The 16,721-nt window shown below is 68.9% G+C and carries 17 protein-coding genes; 11 read left to right on the top strand and 6 right to left on the bottom strand.

What is annotated here, in order from left to right:
- Window positions 1-250 precede the first annotated feature (250 nt).
- Window positions 251-406, top strand: a complete 156-nt coding sequence (locus ASD34_RS27310; protein WP_235510253.1) for a hypothetical protein — start codon at window positions 251-253, stop codon at window positions 404-406.
- Between the two features lie 2 nt (window positions 407-408).
- Here the strand turns inward: ASD34_RS27310 and ASD34_RS25420 are convergent, their stop codons facing one another.
- Window positions 409-1,308 carry a LysR family transcriptional regulator gene (locus ASD34_RS25420; RefSeq protein ID WP_056583907.1) on the bottom strand — a complete coding sequence of 300 codons (900 nt, stop codon included), beginning with the start codon at window positions 1,306-1,308 and terminating at the stop codon, window positions 409-411.
- A 72-nt stretch (window positions 1,309-1,380) separates the two neighbouring features.
- Between ASD34_RS25420 and ASD34_RS25415 the strand changes: the two genes are divergently transcribed.
- Entirely contained in the window at window positions 1,381-2,631 is a 1,251-nt protein-coding gene (locus ASD34_RS25415; RefSeq protein ID WP_056583904.1) for a flavin-dependent oxidoreductase, read from the top strand.
- A 40-nt stretch (window positions 2,632-2,671) separates the two neighbouring features.
- The gene (locus ASD34_RS25410) at window positions 2,672-3,634 is read left to right on the top strand and encodes a tripartite tricarboxylate transporter substrate binding protein (RefSeq protein WP_056583901.1); all 963 of its coding nucleotides are present in this window, start codon (window positions 2,672-2,674) and stop codon (window positions 3,632-3,634) included.
- A gap of 23 nt (window positions 3,635-3,657) precedes the next feature.
- On the opposite strand, the gene ASD34_RS25405 is transcribed toward ASD34_RS25410, so the two are convergent.
- Window positions 3,658-4,512 carry a M48 family metallopeptidase gene (locus ASD34_RS25405; RefSeq protein WP_056583898.1) on the bottom strand — a complete coding sequence of 285 codons (855 nt, stop codon included), beginning with the start codon at window positions 4,510-4,512 and terminating at the stop codon, window positions 3,658-3,660.
- Between the two features lie 61 nt (window positions 4,513-4,573).
- On the opposite strand from ASD34_RS25405, the gene ASD34_RS25400 reads away from it, so the two are divergent.
- The 6 genes from ASD34_RS25400 to ASD34_RS25375 all read left to right on the top strand — a co-directional run bounded on the left by ASD34_RS25400 (window position 4,574) and on the right by ASD34_RS25375 (window position 11,625).
- Window positions 4,574-5,968: an AmpG family muropeptide MFS transporter gene (locus tag ASD34_RS25400; protein ID WP_056583895.1), complete on the top strand. Its 1,395-nt coding sequence runs from the start codon at window positions 4,574-4,576 to the stop codon at window positions 5,966-5,968.
- Window positions 5,969-6,123: 155 nt separating this feature from the next.
- Window positions 6,124-7,329, top strand: coding sequence for a beta-ketoacyl-[acyl-carrier-protein] synthase family protein (locus ASD34_RS25395; RefSeq protein ID WP_200937656.1), 1,206 nt, complete (start codon window positions 6,124-6,126; stop codon window positions 7,327-7,329).
- Complete coding sequence (locus ASD34_RS25390) at window positions 7,326-8,141, top strand: beta-ketoacyl synthase chain length factor (RefSeq protein ID WP_056583892.1); 816 nt, start codon at window positions 7,326-7,328, stop codon at window positions 8,139-8,141. The genes ASD34_RS25395 and ASD34_RS25390 overlap by 4 nt, the downstream gene beginning before the upstream one ends.
- Window positions 8,142-8,315: 174 nt before the next feature.
- A complete protein-coding gene (locus ASD34_RS25385) occupies window positions 8,316-9,038 on the top strand; it encodes a response regulator transcription factor (protein WP_056583888.1) in 723 nt (240 codons plus the stop codon).
- 14 nt (window positions 9,039-9,052) lie between these two features.
- Complete coding sequence (locus tag ASD34_RS25380; protein WP_056583885.1) at window positions 9,053-10,252, top strand: ATP-binding protein; 1,200 nt, start codon at window positions 9,053-9,055, stop codon at window positions 10,250-10,252.
- 143 nt (window positions 10,253-10,395) lie between these two features.
- Window positions 10,396-11,625 (top strand): O-antigen ligase family protein, encoded by a 1,230-nt coding sequence (locus tag ASD34_RS25375; protein ID WP_056583882.1) that lies wholly within the window; start codon window positions 10,396-10,398, stop codon window positions 11,623-11,625.
- Between the two features lie 48 nt (window positions 11,626-11,673).
- Here the strand turns inward: ASD34_RS25375 and ASD34_RS25370 are convergent, their stop codons facing one another.
- The gene (locus ASD34_RS25370; RefSeq protein ID WP_056583879.1) at window positions 11,674-11,883 is read right to left on the bottom strand and encodes a zinc-finger domain-containing protein; all 210 of its coding nucleotides are present in this window, start codon (window positions 11,881-11,883) and stop codon (window positions 11,674-11,676) included.
- An 8-nt stretch (window positions 11,884-11,891) separates the two neighbouring features.
- The gene (locus ASD34_RS25365) at window positions 11,892-12,845 is read right to left on the bottom strand and encodes a branched-chain amino acid transaminase (RefSeq protein WP_056583875.1); all 954 of its coding nucleotides are present in this window, start codon (window positions 12,843-12,845) and stop codon (window positions 11,892-11,894) included.
- A gap of 145 nt (window positions 12,846-12,990) precedes the next feature.
- Here ASD34_RS25365 and ASD34_RS25360 point away from each other — a divergent pair, with 145 nt between their 5' ends.
- On the top strand, window positions 12,991-13,989 hold the full coding sequence (locus ASD34_RS25360) for a recombination-associated protein RdgC (protein ID WP_056583872.1): 999 nt from the start codon (window positions 12,991-12,993) through the stop codon (window positions 13,987-13,989).
- A 25-nt stretch (window positions 13,990-14,014) separates the two neighbouring features.
- On the opposite strand, the gene ASD34_RS25355 is transcribed toward ASD34_RS25360, so the two are convergent.
- Complete coding sequence (locus ASD34_RS25355; protein ID WP_056583868.1) at window positions 14,015-14,434, bottom strand: hypothetical protein; 420 nt, start codon at window positions 14,432-14,434, stop codon at window positions 14,015-14,017.
- Between the two features lie 192 nt (window positions 14,435-14,626).
- Between ASD34_RS25355 and ASD34_RS25350 the strand changes: the two genes are divergently transcribed.
- Window positions 14,627-15,082, top strand: a complete 456-nt coding sequence (locus tag ASD34_RS25350; RefSeq protein ID WP_056583865.1) for a hypothetical protein — start codon at window positions 14,627-14,629, stop codon at window positions 15,080-15,082.
- 96 nt (window positions 15,083-15,178) lie between these two features.
- Here the strand turns inward: ASD34_RS25350 and ASD34_RS25345 are convergent, their stop codons facing one another.
- Window positions 15,179-16,696 (bottom strand): BCCT family transporter, encoded by a 1,518-nt coding sequence (locus ASD34_RS25345; RefSeq protein ID WP_056583862.1) that lies wholly within the window; start codon window positions 16,694-16,696, stop codon window positions 15,179-15,181.
- Window positions 16,697-16,721: the final 25 nt, after the last annotated feature.

The following is a 16,721-nucleotide window of genomic DNA, read 5'->3' as shown; positions in this document are numbered from 1 at the left end:
CGATCCCGACTCCGTCCCCGCCGCCCGCGGCGACGGCGGTGTCCCTGCCACGCGACGTGGTGAACGCGCCCGAGGTGAAGGCCGCGATCGCGCGCCGAAGCGCCGAGCGGGGCGACGACGCCGACAGGGCGGCCTGACCGGCTGCGCCACGAGATCTGGCGCGACGAATACCAGGGCAACGCGGTCGACTCTGCTGGCCGACGCCAACGACAAGGGGCTCTACAACTACCGCGAGAGCCTGCGCTGGATCATGGGCGCGCAGGCCGTGGCGCCCGAAGACGAGTTCGTGGTGAACGTGACCAAGAACACCCACCAGGACGGCTTCCTGTCGTCCACGCTCTACAAGCTCACGCGCCGGCAGATCAAGGCGCATGAGATCCCGGGCGGTGACAACGCGATGGTGTGACGTTAGCGCGACAGCGCCGGCAAGGCCTTGGCCAGCGTCTCGCTGAAGGCGCGCATCGCCTCGGTCTCGTGCGTGCCGCGCTTGGTCAGGCGAAAGAAGTCCATGCCCACGCGCGGCGTCAGCAGCACGTCGGTCTTCACGCGGTGACGGCGGCACGCCGCGAGCGCGAAGGTGGGCATCACCGCGGTGCCGAAGCCGGCCTCGACCATCGAGATCAGTGTGCCGAAGAAGTTGAAGGCAGGCCGCTGCGCGTCGGCCAGGCCGATCTCGCCGAGCTGGCGCTCGATCACCTTCTGGATCGGGTTGCCGGGCGGCAGGCCGATCAGCGTGGCGCCGCGCAGCGCGGACCAGGGCGCGGTGCCGACCGGTTCGCCGTCGGCCGCGGCCTGCGTGACGCGCATCAGCTCGAAGCGCCCCACGGGCGTGCGGTCGAGCCCCGCCGCGGCCTTGAAGAAGAAGCCCAGGCCGAGGTCGGCCTCGCCCGCGGCCACCATCGCTTCCACATCGCGCAGGTCGGCGTCGAAGAGGCGCAGCACGACCTGCGGATGCGCGGCGCGAAAACTCGCGAACACCCAGGGCAGCAGGTGCGACGACACCAGCGGCGTGGCCGCGATGCGCAGCGTCTGGCGCGCCGCGTCGCCCTCGGCGCCGAGTTCGGCGGCCACGTCATCGAGGTCGGTGACGAGCCGCTCCACCACCGGCAGCAGGCGCCGGCCGGCCGGCGTGAGGCTCACCATGCGCGTGGTGCGGTCGAACAGGCGGCAGCCGAGCTGCTTTTCCATCTCGCGGATCAGGATGCTCAGGCCGGCCTGGGTGATGTGCGCCTGCTCCGCCGCGCGGGTGAAGTTGCCGATGCGCGCCACCTGCAGGAAGGCGCGCATCTGGCGCGTGGTCAGGTTCATAAGAATTCATGATAAATCCATATGACATCTAAATTTCCCATATGCCTCGTTTGCGGTCCCAATACGGACCCCATGAGCACCGCACCCCACGAAGTCATCATCCTTGGCGCCGGCATCGGCGGCCTGACCCTCGCCCTGAGCCTGCACCAGGCCGGCATCGCCTGCCGCGTGTACGAGGCCGTGCCCGAGCTGCGCCCGCTCGGCGTGGGCATCAACCTGCTGCCCCATGCAGTGCGAGAGCTGTCCGAGCTGGGCCTGCTCGACGCGCTCGACGCCGTGGGCGTGCGCACGCGGGAGGCGGTCTTCTTCACCGAGCACGGCCAGTTGGTGTTCCGCGAGCCCGCCGGCCAGCACGCGGGCTACGACTGGCCGCAGTACTCGATCCACCGCGGCGACCTGCAGACCGTGCTGCTGAACGAAACCTTGAAGCGCCTGGGGCCCGACAGCGTGCAGTGCGGCCACCGCTGCATCGGCGTCGAACAGGACGCCGACGGCGTGACGGTGCACTTCGCCGACGGCCGCGCGCCGGTGCGCGGCGCGGTCGCGGTGGGCTGCGACGGCATCCATTCGGCGCTGCGCAGGCAGCTGTATCCGGACGAGGGCGCGCCGCGGTATTCGGGCATCAACATGTGGCGAGGCACTGCGGCCTGGAAACCCTTTCTCTCGGGCGGCAGCATGGTGCGCGCGGGATGGCTCACCGTCGGCAAGATGGTGATCTACCCGATCCGCAACGACATCGACGACCAGGGCCGCCAGCTCGTGAACTGGGTGGCCGAGATCCACGCGCCCCAGCCCGCGATGCGCGACTGGAGCCGCGCCGGGCGCCTCGAGGACTTCCTGCCCGCCTTCGCCGACTGGCACTTCGACTGGCTCGATGTGCCGGCGCTGATCCTGGCCTCCGACACCATCCTGGAGTACCCGATGGTCGACCAGGACCCGCTGCCACGCTGGAGTCATGGCCGCCTCACGCTGCTGGGCGACGCCGCGCACCCGATGGTGCCGCGCGGCTCCAACGGCGCGGGCCAGGCGATCATCGACGCGCGCTTCCTGGCGGGCGCGATGAAGCGCGAGGGCGTGGGCATCGCGGCGCTCGAGACCTACGACCGCGTGCGCGTGAAGGCCACCACCGACGTGGTGCTGACCAACCGCAGCAATCCACCCGACACCATCCTGCGCGAGGTGTTCGAGCGTTCGGGCGGCCAGCGCGTCGAAAACCTCGACGAGATCGTCACGCAGCAGGAACTGCAGGCGATCTCCGACCACTACAAGCGCGTGGCCGGCTACGACCCGGCGGCGCTGAAGGCGCGCGCGTCGTACCTCTGAGCGCCGGCACATTCACAGATCAAGACGGAGACAAGACACGATGAAATTTCTGCGCAAGACCTTCGCCACCCTGCTGGTTGCGGCCAGCGCCGCCGCGGCCCACGCCTGGCCCGACCAGCCGGTGACGCTGGTGGTGCCCTACACGCCCGGCACTGGCATCGACCTGATCGCACGCCAGCTCTCGGCCCGGCTGCCCGCCGTGCTTGGCCAGCCGGTGATCGTGGAGAACCTGGCCGGCGCGAGCGGCAACATCGGCAGCGAGAAGGTGGCACGCGCCAAGCCTGACGGCTACACGCTGCTGGTGCAGGTCAACACGCTGGTGATGAACAAGGGCCTGTACAAGTCGCTCGCCTACGACCCGGTGGCCGACTTCACGCCGGTGTCGCAGACCTCGTGGGGCACGCTGCTGCTGGTGACCAACCCGTCCACCCAGAAGGCGGGCTCGCTCGCGCAGCTGGTGGCCACCGCCAAGGCCAACCCCGGCAAGCTGACCTACGCCACGCCCGGCGTCGGCACGCCGCACCACCTGTCGATGGCGCTGCTGATGCAGGGCACCGGCACCGACCTGCTGCACGTGCCCTACAAGGGCACGGCCGGCGCCGTCACCGACCTGCTCGGCGGGCGCATCGACGCGATGTTCCTGCCGGTGCACGTGGCGCTGCAGCACATCCAGGCCGGCAAGCTCAAGGCGCTCGCCACCGGCAGCGGCCACCGCCTGCCGCAGCTGCCCGACGTGCCCACCCTGGCCGAGGCCGGCGTGACCGCCGACAACGTCGACATGTGGTACGGCGTGCTCGCGCCCAAGGGCACGCCAGCCAACGTGGTGGCGCGGCTGAACACGGAGATCGCCGCGGTGCTGAAATCGCCCGAGGTGGCGAAGTCCTTCGAGTCGCAGGGCATGGTGCCCGCCAGCTCGACGCCGGCGGCGTTTGGCGCGCTGATCCAGAAGGATGCGCAGCGCTGGGCGACGGTGGTGAAGAAGGGGAACATCACCGCCGACTGAGCGGAGCCGGGGCGAGACGCCCGCTACTTGCGCGCAGCCGCCCGGTACAGATTCTCGACCTTCGGCACGTTCGCCTCGAGCTTGGCGATGCGGTCCGGCCCGCTCGGGTGGGTCGACAAGAAGCTCAGGCCGCCCTGGTTCCTGGAGGCGGTGGCCATCTTCTTCCACAGCGACACCGAGGCCTGCGGGTCGTAGCCCGCGCGCGCGGCAAGCTCCAGGCCCACGAGGTCGGCGTCGGTTTCGTCGCTGCGGCTGAACTTCAGGGTAATGAGCTGCGTGCCGGCGCGCGCCGCGAGGTCGCCGACCTGGCCGAGCCCCAGCAGCTGCGCGCCGATGGACAGCGCCGCGCCGGTGCCAGCGCTCTTGGCCATGCGCGCGCGGGCGTGCTCGCGCAGCGCGTGCGCCATTTCATGGCCCATGACCATCGCAACCTCGTCGTCGCTGAGCTTCAGTTGCTCGAGGATGCCGGTGAAGAAGGCGATCTTGCCGCCGGGCATGCAGAAGGCGTTGATCTGCTTGCTGCCGATCAGGTTCACCTCCCACTTCCATTCGCGTGCGCGGGCGTTCCACGGCAGGGCGAAGGGAATGAGCCGTTGGGCGATGGCGCGCAGCCGCTGCAGCTGGGCGTTGCCGTCGCCGGCCAGCGCATTCTTGGCGCGCGCCTGTGCGAGCAGTTGGCCGTACTGTTGCACACCGGCCACTTCGATCTGCTCGGCGGGCACGAGGTTGCGCGCCACCGAGGCATTGCCGACGTTGACCTGCGCCAGCGCTGGCGCGCTCAGCGCCGCACCGGCGGCGGCCAGCAGGAAGGCCCGGCGCGGGTTCCAGGCTGAGGCTTCGGAAAGGGCAGAGAAGGGACGTTCGCATCGTGTGCACATAAGTGCCCGGATGATAGGAACAAATGCAGACAAACGGGCGCGCCGATCTCCTGGGCGGCTCATGGACAATCCCCCACTCATGTCCGCACCGCCCGCCGAACCCACCCCAGCCCCCGCGAGCGCCGCCCTGCCCTGGCGCGACGCGCTCAAGGTCTACCTCGAATCCGCCACCCTGCGCATGCTGGCGCTGGGTTTCTCGGCCGGCCTGCCACTGCTGCTGGTGCTGGGCACGCTGAGCTTTCGGTTGCGCGAAGCGGGCATCGACCGCACCACCATCGGCTACCTGAGCTGGGTCGGGCTGGCCTATGGCTTCAAGTGGGTCTGGGCGCCGCTGGTCGACCGGCTGCCGCTGCCGCCGCTGACCACGCTGCTCGGGCGCCGGCGCGGCTGGCTGCTGCTGGCGCAGGGCATGGTGATCGCCGGGCTGATCGGCATGGCGATGAACGACCCGCGCCTGGGGCTGCAGCCGCTGATCTGGTGCGCGCTGCTGGTGGCCTTCGGTTCGGCCACGCAGGACATCGCGCTGGACGCCTTCCGCATCGAATCGGCCGAGACGCGCAAGCAGGCGGCGCTGGCCGCCGCCTATCAAACGGGCTATCGGCTCGCGATGATCTGGGCCGGCGCCGGCGTGCTGTGGGTCGCGGCCTGGGCCGAGGTGGCGCCAGCGGTAGCCGTCACCGGCGCGGCGGCGTACCAGAACGGCGCCTGGAAGACGGCCTACCTCGTGATGGCGGCCTCGATGGCGGTGGGCGTGCTCACGGTGCTGCTGTCGCCCGAACCCGTGCGGCGCGTGCTACCGAAGGCGAAGAACGCGGGCGAATGGCTGCGAAGCGTGCTGATCGAGCCGTTTGCCGACTTCATCCGCCGCTACAAATGGCAGGCGGCGCTGATCCTCGCGCTGATCGCCATCTACCGCATCAGCGACGTGGTGATGGGCATCATGGCCAACCCCTTCTACGTGGACATGGGCTTCACCAAGGACCAGGTGGCCACGGTCAGCAAGATCTACGGCGTGGTCATGACGCTCGCGGGCGCCTTCGTGGGCGGCGTGCTGTCGATGCGCCTGGGCGTGATGCGCGTGCTGATGCTGGGCGCGGTGCTGAGCGCCGCGAGCAACCTGCTGTTCGCCTGGCTGGCCACGCGCGGGCACGACCTCACGGCGCTGATCGCGGTGGTGTCGGCCGACAACCTGGCTGGGGGCATCGCCTCGGCGGCCTTCATCGCCTACCTGTCGAGCCTGACCAACGTCAGCTACTCGGCCACGCAGTACGCGCTGTTCAGCTCGCTGATGCTGCTGCTGCCGAAGTTCATCGCCGGCTACTCGGGCGCGTTCGTCGACGCCTACGGCTACAGCACCTTCTTCACCGCCACCGCGATGCTGGGCGTGCCGGTGCTGCTGCTGGTGGCGCTGGCCGCGCGTTCGGCGGCCCGCACAGGCGGCGGCGAGCGTCAATAGGGCCTGCGCCGGAGCTGTCATCTATAGGAAACAGCCGACGCAACCCGATACGCATCGCTGGTAGGCTGTGACATTCATTGCGCGAAAATTGCGCTTTTCCGCTTTTTCTTCTGTCGTTGACGCCTTTTCGCCTGTCGCCTGCTCCCACATCCATCGTGCCGTCCCGAATTTCTCCCCTTCACATCAGTGCCTACACGGCCACCTCGGCCGTCGGCGTCGGCAAGGAAGCGCACGCTGACGCGCTCGCGCACTCGCGCAGCGGCCTGCGTGCCAACGATTTCGGCGATGCGCCGCTGCCGACCTGGATCGGCCGCGTCGACGGGCTGGAAGACGTCCGCCTGCCTGAATCGGCGGCGTCGTGGGACTGCCGCAACAACCGGCTGGCTTGGCTGGGCCTGCAGGCGGACGGCTTCCTCGAAGCGGTCGCGGCCGCGCGCAAGAAGTACGGCGCCACGCGCATCGCGCTGGTGCTCGGCACCTCCACGGCCAGCATCGGCGAGACCGAACTGGCCTACACGCAGCTCGACGCCGACGGCAACTTCCCGCCGGACCAGCGCCGTGCCGCGGTCCACACGCCGCATTCGCTGGCCATGTTCGTGCAGCAGGTGCTGGGCATCGACGGCCCGAGCGAGACGATTTCGACCGCCTGCTCGTCCAGCGCCAAGGTGTTCGCCTCGGCCGAGCGCCTGATCCGCCTGGGCCTGGCCGACGCGGCCGTGGTCGGCGGCGCCGACACGCTGTGTGGCAGCGTGCTGTTCGGTTTCAATTCGCTGGAGCTGGTCTCCACCGAACCGTGCCGCCCCTTCGACGCCGGACGCAAAGGCATCAGCCTCGGCGAAGCGGCCGGCTTTGCGCTGGTCGAACGCGTGCAGCCCGGCGCCCCCGCCACGCCACTGCTGCTGGGCTACGGCGAAGCGAGCGACGCGCACCACATGTCGACCCCGCACCCCGAAGGCCTGGGCGCCGAGCGCGCGCTCGACGACGCGCTGGCGCGCGCGGGCCTTGCGGCCGACGCCATCGACTACATCAACATGCACGGCACGGCGAGCCAGAAGAACGACGAGGTCGAGGGCGCACTGGTGGCGCGCCGCTTCCCGGCGCACACGCACGCCAGCTCGACCAAGGGCTTCATGGGCCACACGCTGGGCGCCGCGGGCATCGTCGAGGCCGTGGTCTGTTTGCTGGCGATCGAGCGGGGCCTGATGCCAGGCACGGTCAACACGCGCACGCTGGACGAAGGCTTCGGTCCCCAGCTCAAGCTTGAGCCTGCAACGGGCGAGGTGCGCTACGCGCTCTCCAACTCCTTCGGCTTCGGCGGCAACAACTGCGCGCTGGTCTTCGGCAAGGCGGTGAACGCATGAACACGCCCCCCACGCTCTACATCGAAGGCCCCGCCTTCTGGACCCCCACGCTGCCCGGCTGGGACGCCGCGCGCGCGGCCTTCCGCGGCGAAGGCGCACTGGCCGATCCGCCCGCCAAGCGGCCCTCGCCGCAGGTGCTGGCCCCGGCCGAGCGCCGCCGCGCGCCCGACACCGTGGCGCTGGCGCTCGAAGTGGCCGCCGCCGCCATCGCGGGTGCCGACCGCAACGCGGCCGACGTGCCCTGCGTGTTCACGTCGGCGCACGGCGACCTGTCGATCAATGACTACATGTGCAGCACGCTCGCGGGCGACCCGAAGATGCTGTCGCCCACCAAGTTCCACAACTCGGTGCACAACGCGGCCGTGGGCTACTGGACCATCGGCACCGGCTGCATGGCGGCCAGCAACGCCGTCTCGGCCTATGGCCACAGCTTTGCCGCCGGCCTGCTCGAAGCGGCTGTGCAGTGCGCGGCCGACCAGACGCCGGTGCTGCTGGTGGGCTACGACGCCCCCACGGTCGGTGCGCTGGCATCGGTGACCGACAGCCGCGGCCTGCTGGCCGTGGCGCTGGTGATCGCGCCCGAGCGCACCGCCCACACGGTGGCCAGCCTCGACTGGTCGCTGGTCGGCGACGGTGCGGCGACCGGGCCGCACTCGGCCGCCGCCGCCACGCTGAAGGACATCAACCCGATGGCCGATGCCCTGCCCCTGTTCGAGGCGCTGGCCCAGGCCCCGGGCAGCGCCGACGCGCCCATCGACCTGCCGCTGTCGGCCGCGCTGGCCCTGCGGCTGCGCCTGCAGGCCGCGGGCTGACCCGCCGGCACGGGGGCCGTGCGTGCGCACGCTCCCGTTTGACGACCACCGCATGGCGCCCCTGAAACCTGGGCGAGGCGCCATGTTTTTCGCAGCAATCCAGGTTGACAGGGCGATGCTGCGTTTACCCAACTTTACGGAGCGTTCAAGCCCGCTTGCTCCCGGTGAACGACCATGAAGCGCATGAGCACCCCCCAACTCCTGATGATCGAAGACGACGCCCGCCTGGCACAGATGGTGGGCGAGTACCTGACGCAGTCGGGTTTCGCCTTCACCCACGCCGGCGACGGCGCCAGCGGCCTGGAGCAGCTGCAGCAGCACGCGCCCGACCTGGTGATCCTCGACCTGATGCTGCCCGACACCGACGGGCTCGAAGTCTGCCGCCGCATCCGCGCCCTGCCCGGCCCGCTGTCGAAGGTGTCGGTGCTGATGCTGACCGCCAAGGGCGACCCCATGGACCGCATCATCGGCCTGGAGATCGGCGCCGACGACTACCTGCCCAAGCCCTTCGAGCCGCGCGAGCTGCTGGCGCGCATCCGCGCCGTGCTGCGCCGCCGCAGCGAGAACGCCACCGAAGCGGAGGCCTCCACGGTGATGCGCTTCGGCACGCTCGAGATCGACCGCAACGCACGCACCGTGTCCGTGGCCGGCGCGCTGGCTGACCTCACCTCCTACCAGTTCGACCTGCTCGTGGCCATGGCCGAGCGCGCGGGCCGCGTGCTCACGCGCGACCAGATCATGGAAGCCGTGCGCGGCCGCGAGCTCGAAGCCTTCGACCGCTCGATCGACGTGCACATGGGCCGCATCCGCGCCGCCATCGAAGTCGACGCGAAGAACCCGAAGCGCATCCTCACGGTGCGCGGCGTGGGCTACGTGTTCGCCAAGCAGCAAGACTGACCGGAGCGGCCCGCATGCTGCGCAGCCTCTACCGCCGCCATCTCTACGTCCGCATCTGGCTCGCGGTGGTCGGCGGCGTGGTCATCCTCACGCTGATGGCCAACTGGATCGTGCGCGTGGCCGCCGAGGCCGAGCGCGAGCGCCTGGCACCGGTGCCGCGCGAGGTGGTCGTGCTCGACAGCGAAGACCGCACCATCGGCACCGGCAAGGCCATGCGCGTGCCGGGCCAGGGCCTGGAGTTCGACGTGCAGCTGAGCGATGGCCGCGACATGACATTGCGCGTCGCGCCGCGCGAACGCCCCACCGGCACCGGCGGCTTCGCGCCCTGGCGTACCCCGTTCGGGCTGGGCTGGATGATTGCGCTGGTGGGCGTGGCGGTGGCGCTGGGCGTCTACCCGATCGTGCGGCGCATCACCCAGCGGCTCGAAACCCTGCAGCGCGGCGTGCAGCGCTGGGGCGAGGGCGACCTCTCGGCGCGCGTGATCGAGGAAGGACAAGACGAAGTGGCCGATCTCTCCAAGCGTTTCAATGCCTCCGCCGAACGCATCGAGCAGCTCGTGCGTTCCCACAAGTCGCTGCTGGCAAATGCCTCGCACGAGCTGCGTTCGCCGCTCACCCGCATCCGCATGAGCCTGGAGCTCATGGGCGACCAGCCCAGCCCGGCGGCGCGCGAAGAGATTTCGCGCAACATCGGCGAACTCGACCAGCTCATCGACGAGATCCTGCTGGCCAGCCGGCTCGACGCCAGCGAGGCCGACATGGGCACCATCGAAGCCGTCGACCTCACCGGCCTGGCCGCCGAAGAGTGCGCGCAGGTGAACGCCGAACTCGACCTGGCCGAAGGCACCGACAACGCCACGCTCACCGTGCCGGGCGTGTCGCGCCTGCTGCGCCGCGCGATCCGCAACCTGCTGGAAAACGCCCGCCGCTACGGCGCCGGCGAGATCAGCGTCGAACTCGGCAGCGCCGGCGGCTACGCCACGGTGCGCGTCAACGACCGCGGGCCGGGCGTGCCGCCCGCGCTGCGCGAACGCATCTTCGAACCCTTCTACCGCCTGCCGGGTGCCAGCGAGCGCAACGGCGGCGTCGGCCTGGGGCTGGCGCTGGTGAAGTCCATCGCCGAGCGCCACGGCGGCTCGGTGCGCTGCGAAGACCGGCCAGGTGGCGGCGCGAGCTTCGTGATCCGCCTGCCTGTGGCCGCGACCGCCCACTGAATCTCCCGGTCTTGTTGGTGAGACGCCGCGGAACCGGCTTTGCCGGGCCGCTGGCGTCGCCCCCGGCGAGGGGGTTGGAGAAGCGACACGAAGTGCGCGGAGCCTGGGGGAGTTCCATTTCGCCCACCTAAAATCCCGCCCCTATGCAGAGATCGCACATCGTTCGGCCCGCGGCCATGTTCTGGGGGCTGGTGGTGTTCATGCCGGTCGGCGTCACCTACCTGTCGGCCATCGTGCTGCTGCTTGCCTTGCTCTTGGGCGGCGGCTTGCGCGAGCGTTATGCGCGGCTGCGCGCCAACCCGCTGTGGTGGCCGGTGGTCGCCTATGTGGCGTGGACCTTCGTCGTGCTGGCCGTGCGGCCGCACTACCCCGAGACCCCTTCCAACCTGTTTCACGGGCTGCGCATCGCCTTCACCTTCCTGATGGCGATGGCGCTCACGCGCGAAGAGGCGCTGTGGGCGCTGCGCGGCTTCCTGCTGATCGCGGCGCTCAACATCGTGCTCGTCGTGCTGCACTACACGCTGGGCTTTCCGGTGCCGGGGGCGTTGCGCGGCGTGGTGATGGAAGTGGGCAACAAGTCGATCAGCAACGCGCTGCTGTTCAGCATCGTGGCGGCCAGTGCGGCGGTCTACGGGCTGTCGCAGATCACGGGGCACCGGCCCTGGCGCGCACTGGCGGCCTTTGCGCTCGTGCTCGGGCTGGGCGCCGTCGTCGCGCTGCCGCTCACGTCGCGCACCTCGGTGCTCGCGCTGTTGCTGGTGATTCCGGTGGTCTGCCTGCACCAGTGGAAGAACCACCTGAAGGCGCTGTCGGCCGCGCTGATCCTGGGTGCGGTGGTGATCGGTGCCAGCCTGTACCAGCTGCCGCAGCTGCAGCAGAAGGTCGAGACCGGTATCGAGGAACTCGAGAAGGCACAGACCGGTGCCGTGTTCCATGGCAGCTGGATCATTCGCTACTACATGTACCGCGACACCGGCGCCATGATTGCCGACCAGCCCGTTGCCGGCTGGGGCATCGGCGGCTGGACCGACCAATGGCACAAGCGCGGCCCCGCGCTGTTCGCCGACTCCAACATGCCGCACAACGACTTCCTGTGGGTGGGCGCGCAAAGCGGCATCCCCGGCATCCTGAGCCTGCTGGCGATCATGCTGGTCGCCGTCTGGCAGGCGTGGCGCCGGCCCGACATCGCCGGCCGCTACGCGCTGGCCGCCACGCTCATCGCGGTCATCGCGTCGAGCGTGAACTCGGCGATGCGCGACGCGCAGATCGGGCTGGCCGTGCTGTGGATCGCGATGGTCTACCTGCGGCTGGCGCAGGAATCGCAGGACCCCGATCCGTGGCGCGGCCTGTGGCCGACGGCCCTGCGACGCTGAAACGAAAAAACCGGCCACGAGGGCCGGTTTCTTTTTCCGCCTGGCCGCTCAGTGGCGGCTGGACACGGTCTCGCCCGCCTTCAGGCGGTACACCGTGCCGCAGTACGGGCACTTGGCTTCGCCGGTGCGCGCCACGTCGAGGTAGACCTTCGGGTGACCGTTCCAGAGCTTCATGTCGGCCTTGGGGCTGGGGCAGAACACGCCGCCCTGGTGGTTGAGCTCCTTCGCGAGGAGTTCGACGACTGCATTGGTGGACATGGTTTTTCTCAGACCTTCGTGAGCCAGTGGGCGTACTTGGGATTCTTGCCGTTCACGATGTCGAAGAAGGCCGACTGGATCTTCTCGGTGACCGGGCCGCGCGCGCCGCCGTCGCCGCGGTTGCCGATCTCGATGCGGTCGAGTTCGCGGATGGGCGTCACTTCAGCGGCGGTGCCGGTGAAGAAGGCTTCGTCGGAGATGTAGACCTCGTCGCGCGTGATGCGCTTTTGCACCAGCTCGATGCCAAGGTCCTTGCAGATGTGCAGGATGGTGTTGCGCGTGATGCCGTTCAGGGCACCGGCCGACAGGTCGGGCGTGTAGACCACGCCGTTCTTCACCACGAACACGTTCTCGCCAGCGCCTTCGGACACGAAGCCGCTCGCGTCGAGCAGCAGGGCCTCGTCGTAGCCGTCGTCCAGCGCTTCCATGTTGGCGAGGATCGAGTTGGTGTAGTTGCTGACCGATTTGGCCTGCGTCATCGTGATGTTCACGTGATGGCGCGTGTAGCTCGAGGTCTTCACACGGATGCCGCGGCGCATGCCCTCTTCACCGAGGTACGCGCCCCAGGACCAGGCGGCAACCATGGCGTGGATCTTGTTGCCCTTGGGGCTCACGCCCAGCTTCTCGGAGCCGATCCAGATGAGCGGGCGCAGGTAGCAGCTTTCGAGCTTGTTCTCGCGCACGACCTGCTTCTGGGCTTCGTTCAGCTGCTCTTGCGAGAAGGGGATCTTCATGCGCAGGATCTTGGCGCTGTTGAACAGGCGTTCGGTGTGCTCGGCCAGGCGGAAGATGGACGTGCCGCCATCGGCCGTCTTGTAGGCGCGCACGCCCTCGAAGGCGCCGCACCCGTAGTGCAGCGTGTGGCTCAGCACGTGGATCTTGGCGTCGCGCCAGTCCACGAGTTCGCCGTCCATCCAGATCTTGCCGTCACGGTCGTCCAGCGAGGGGGGGATCGAGCTCATTTCCTGATTCCTTTGGGAGCGGTGTGGGGGTGCGACCCACTGGGAAGTCGCAAAAGCTTTCGATTTTACGGCGGCGCCCGCAAGCCCTGCACTTCAGGGTGCCCGACAATGGCCGGTTGTGCCAACCAGTGGAAAAAGGGTTCCCGTGTCCGTATTCAAGAACGTCATCGTCTATCGCATCGAACCTGCCTGGTCCCAATCACTGACCGAGGCAGAAGAAGGGCTCGGCAAGCAACGCTTCGTGCCTTGCGGCCCCTCGCAGGAAAAGTCCGCCGGCTGGGTCGAGCCCCGCGGCGAAGCCAACGGCCCGCTGGTCGAATCCATCGACGGCCAGTGGCTGGTCGAGTACATGATCGAGAGCAAGCAGGTCCCCGGCTCGGTGGTGCGCCGCAAGCTCGACGAGCGCTGCGCCCAGATCGAGGCCACCACCGGCCGCAAGCCCGGCAAGAAGGAAAAGAAGGAGCTCAAGGAAGACATCACCCTCGAGCTGCTGCCCATGGCCTTCACCCGCAGCGCGCGCGTCACGGTGTGGATCGACAAGGCCGAGAACCGCCTCGTGATCAACAGCGGCAACGCGGCGCGCGCCGACGAAGTGGTCACCAGCCTCGTGAAGTCGCTCGACGGCTTTGCCGTGGCGCTGATCAACACGCAGATCGAGCCGGCCGCCGCCATGGCCAACTGGCTGCTGACGCAGGAGCCGCCGGCCGGCTTCAGCATCGACCGCGAGTGCGAGCTGAAGGCCTCCGACGATTCGAAGGCCGTGGTGCGCTACGCCAAGCACGCGCTGGACATCGACGAGGTCAAGCAGCACATCACCGACGGCAAGCGTCCCACGCGCCTGGCGCTCACCTGGGACGACCGTGTGTCCTTCGAACTGACGCACGGCCTGCTGATCCGCAAGATCACCTTCCTCGAAGGCACGGGCGACGGCGCGGCAGGCGGAAAGAAGGAAGACAACTTCGACGCCGACGTGGCCATTGCCACCGGCGAACTCGGCCAGCTGGTGCCAGCGCTGCTCGATGCGCTGGGCGGTGAGGCGGCGTTCTCGGCGGCACCGCCGGACGAAGCGCCGAAGGCTGCGCCTGCCGCCACCGCGCCTGCGACGCAGGCCGACGCGCCCGAGGAAGAGGACGCGCCGTTCTGAGTGAGACGACGCGCCCGCGCCGCGTTCAGGCGGCGGGTGTTTCTTCGTCGGGCGGCGTCTCGGGCCGCGTGAGCGTCCAGCTCTGCAGCTTGCCGCCGTTGAACACGGCATCGACATAAGAGCCGCCGGCGTCGGTCCAGCGGTACAGCTCGGGCTGCTCGTTCTCGGGCGAGCGCAATTCGCCGAGGGCGCGCGTCATCGCAATGACGTGCATCAGCGTTACGCCGGGCTTGAGCTTGGCATTGAGCATCACCGAGCTCGCCACCGTGCCCATGGGCCGGTCGGCGGCCCGCTTGAGCACCTGCATCGCGCGGTTGAAGTGCATCAGCAGGAACATCACGATGGCGCCGCCGGCAAACGCCACGCCGCCCCATCCGTATTGGTGCCAGGACAGGCCGAGGAGAACGACGGCCCCCACGGGCACCAGCAATTTCTGGAAATTCATGGGCGCATTGTCGCCGCCCGGCACGCACGCCCCCGGAGGCCCCGGCGAACGAGCGCCCCGACCCCACCGGGGTAGCCACCGTGGCTACCGCCGGGTGCACAAAGCGGTACTCGCGGCGAAAAGCGCAGGGGGCAGCGAGAGGTGCGGGCACATTTCGCCGCACGGGCATCTGCCCGGGCCACCGAGATACGCATGAACATCCCGCGCTCCGTCACTTTCGTTCGACTCACCCTTGCCGCCGCACTCGCGGGCACCGTACTCAGCGGCTGCTACGTGGTGCCGCTCGGCCAACCCGCTCCCATCGCGCCGTCGCAGCAAAGCTACGCCGTTGCACCGGGGCCGGTGTCTCAGACCTTCAGCGCGCGGCTCTATCCGTCGAACGCCGAAGCCGCGCGCTACGGCGCCGTCGGGGGCACGGTGACCAACGACATGAACGGCCGCGGCCACTTCAATGCGCAGATCGGTGCCGAACAGTTCCAGGGAGAGGCGACCCGCGTGGCCGGCTCGCGCACCGCTGGCGTGGCGAACGCCACCGGCAGTCGCGGCGGCAATCTGAGTTGCCAGTACACGATGAACTCCGCCACCTTGGGCAGCGGCCAGTGCGTGCTCAACAACGGGCCGGCGTTCACGATGCACATCGGAAGCTAGGCAGACGTCACACAGAAAGAAGGCCAGGGAGGCCAGGGAAGGTAGGGAGGGTATGCCCGGCGCGACCACCACGCGCCGGGCATTTTTTTCCTTGAGCTACCAGTTCACAAGCTGCCGCATCTTGCGCCGCAGTTCGCGTTCACGCTTCTGCTCGGCCTTCCAGTCGTCGCGGATGGCCAGCGTGACCGACAGCGCCATCAGCAGGATCACGAACGCGAACGGCAAGGCGAACACGATGGTCGCCGTCTGTATGGCCTTGATGCCGCCCGCGAACAGCAGGCTCAGCGCAATGGCCGCCACCAGCACGCCCCAGGTGATCTTGACGCGGGCCGGCGGGTTCGGGTTGCCCTTGGTGCTCATGATGCCCAGCACCAGCGTCGCGGAATCGCCCGAGGTCACGAAGAACACGAACACCAGCAGCGTGGCCACGACCGACAGCAGCCCACCCATGGGCATGGCCTTGAACATCACGAACATGGTGGTCGACACGTCGGCCTTCACCGACTCGACCAGCGGCACGCCCTGGAAGATCTCGAAGTTGAGCGCCGCGCCGCCGAACACCGAGAACCAGGCGAAGCCCACCAGCGTGGGCGCGATCACCGTGCCGAGGATGAACTGGCGGATCGTGCGGCCGCGCGAGACGCGCGCAATGAACAGGCCCACGAACGGCGACCACGCGAGCCACCAGGCCCAGTAGAACAAGGTCCAGTCGGCCACCCACGAGCTGTTGCGGAACGGATTCATGCGCAGGCTCATGCGCACGAAATCGGCGAGGTACGCGCCCAGCGTATTGGTGAAGGTCTCGACGATGGCAATGGTCGGCCCCACGACCAGCACCGTGAGCGCCAGCAGCGCCGCCACCACCAGGTTGCCCATCGACAGCCACTTCACGCCGCGCTCGACGCCGGTGACCGCCGAGGTGATGAACAGCGCCGTCGTCACCACGATGATCGTCGCCTGCGCCCAGCGGCCGATGTCCGTTCCGAAGGCCGCGTGCAACCCGCTGTTGATCTGCGTGGCGCCCATGCCCAGCGAGGCTGCCACGCCGAAGGCCGTGGCCACCACGGCCAGCACGTTGAAGGCCGGCGACAGCCGCTGCACGAAGCGCCATGGCAGCGCCTCGGTGGCCGAACTGACCAGCGGCAGCGCCTTGCGGCGGAAGCTGAAGAAGGCGATCGACAGACCCACGATGCCGTAGATCGCCCACGGGTGCAGCCCCCAGTGGAAGAAGGCGTAGCGCATGGCCACGCCCGCGGCATCGGGCGAGGCGGCGATCACGCCGGGCGGCGGGTTCGCGTAGTGCGAGATCGGCTCGGCCACGCCCCAGAACACCAGGCCGATGCCCATGCCGGCCGCGAACAGCATCGAGAACCACGCGCCGATGGAAAACTCCGGCTCGTCGTCTTCGTCGCCCAGCTTCAGGTCGCCGAAACGGCTGAACGCCAGGAAGAAGGCCAGCACCACCAGCCCGAGCACCACCCACAGGTAGAACCAGCCGAAGTTGCGCGTGATGTCGGCGAGCGCGGTGCTGAACACGCGGTCGAGCGACGCGGGAGAGACCAGCCCCCACAGCACGACCACCGCGATCAGCCCGGCAGAGACGATGAGTTGCATGGCGGGGGCCTCCTGAATGTGAGTG

This window comes from Variovorax sp. Root473 (assembly GCF_001426505.1).
Classification (GTDB): domain Bacteria; phylum Pseudomonadota; class Gammaproteobacteria; order Burkholderiales; family Burkholderiaceae_C; genus Variovorax.
This window is presented reverse-complemented; position numbering and strand designations above follow the sequence as displayed.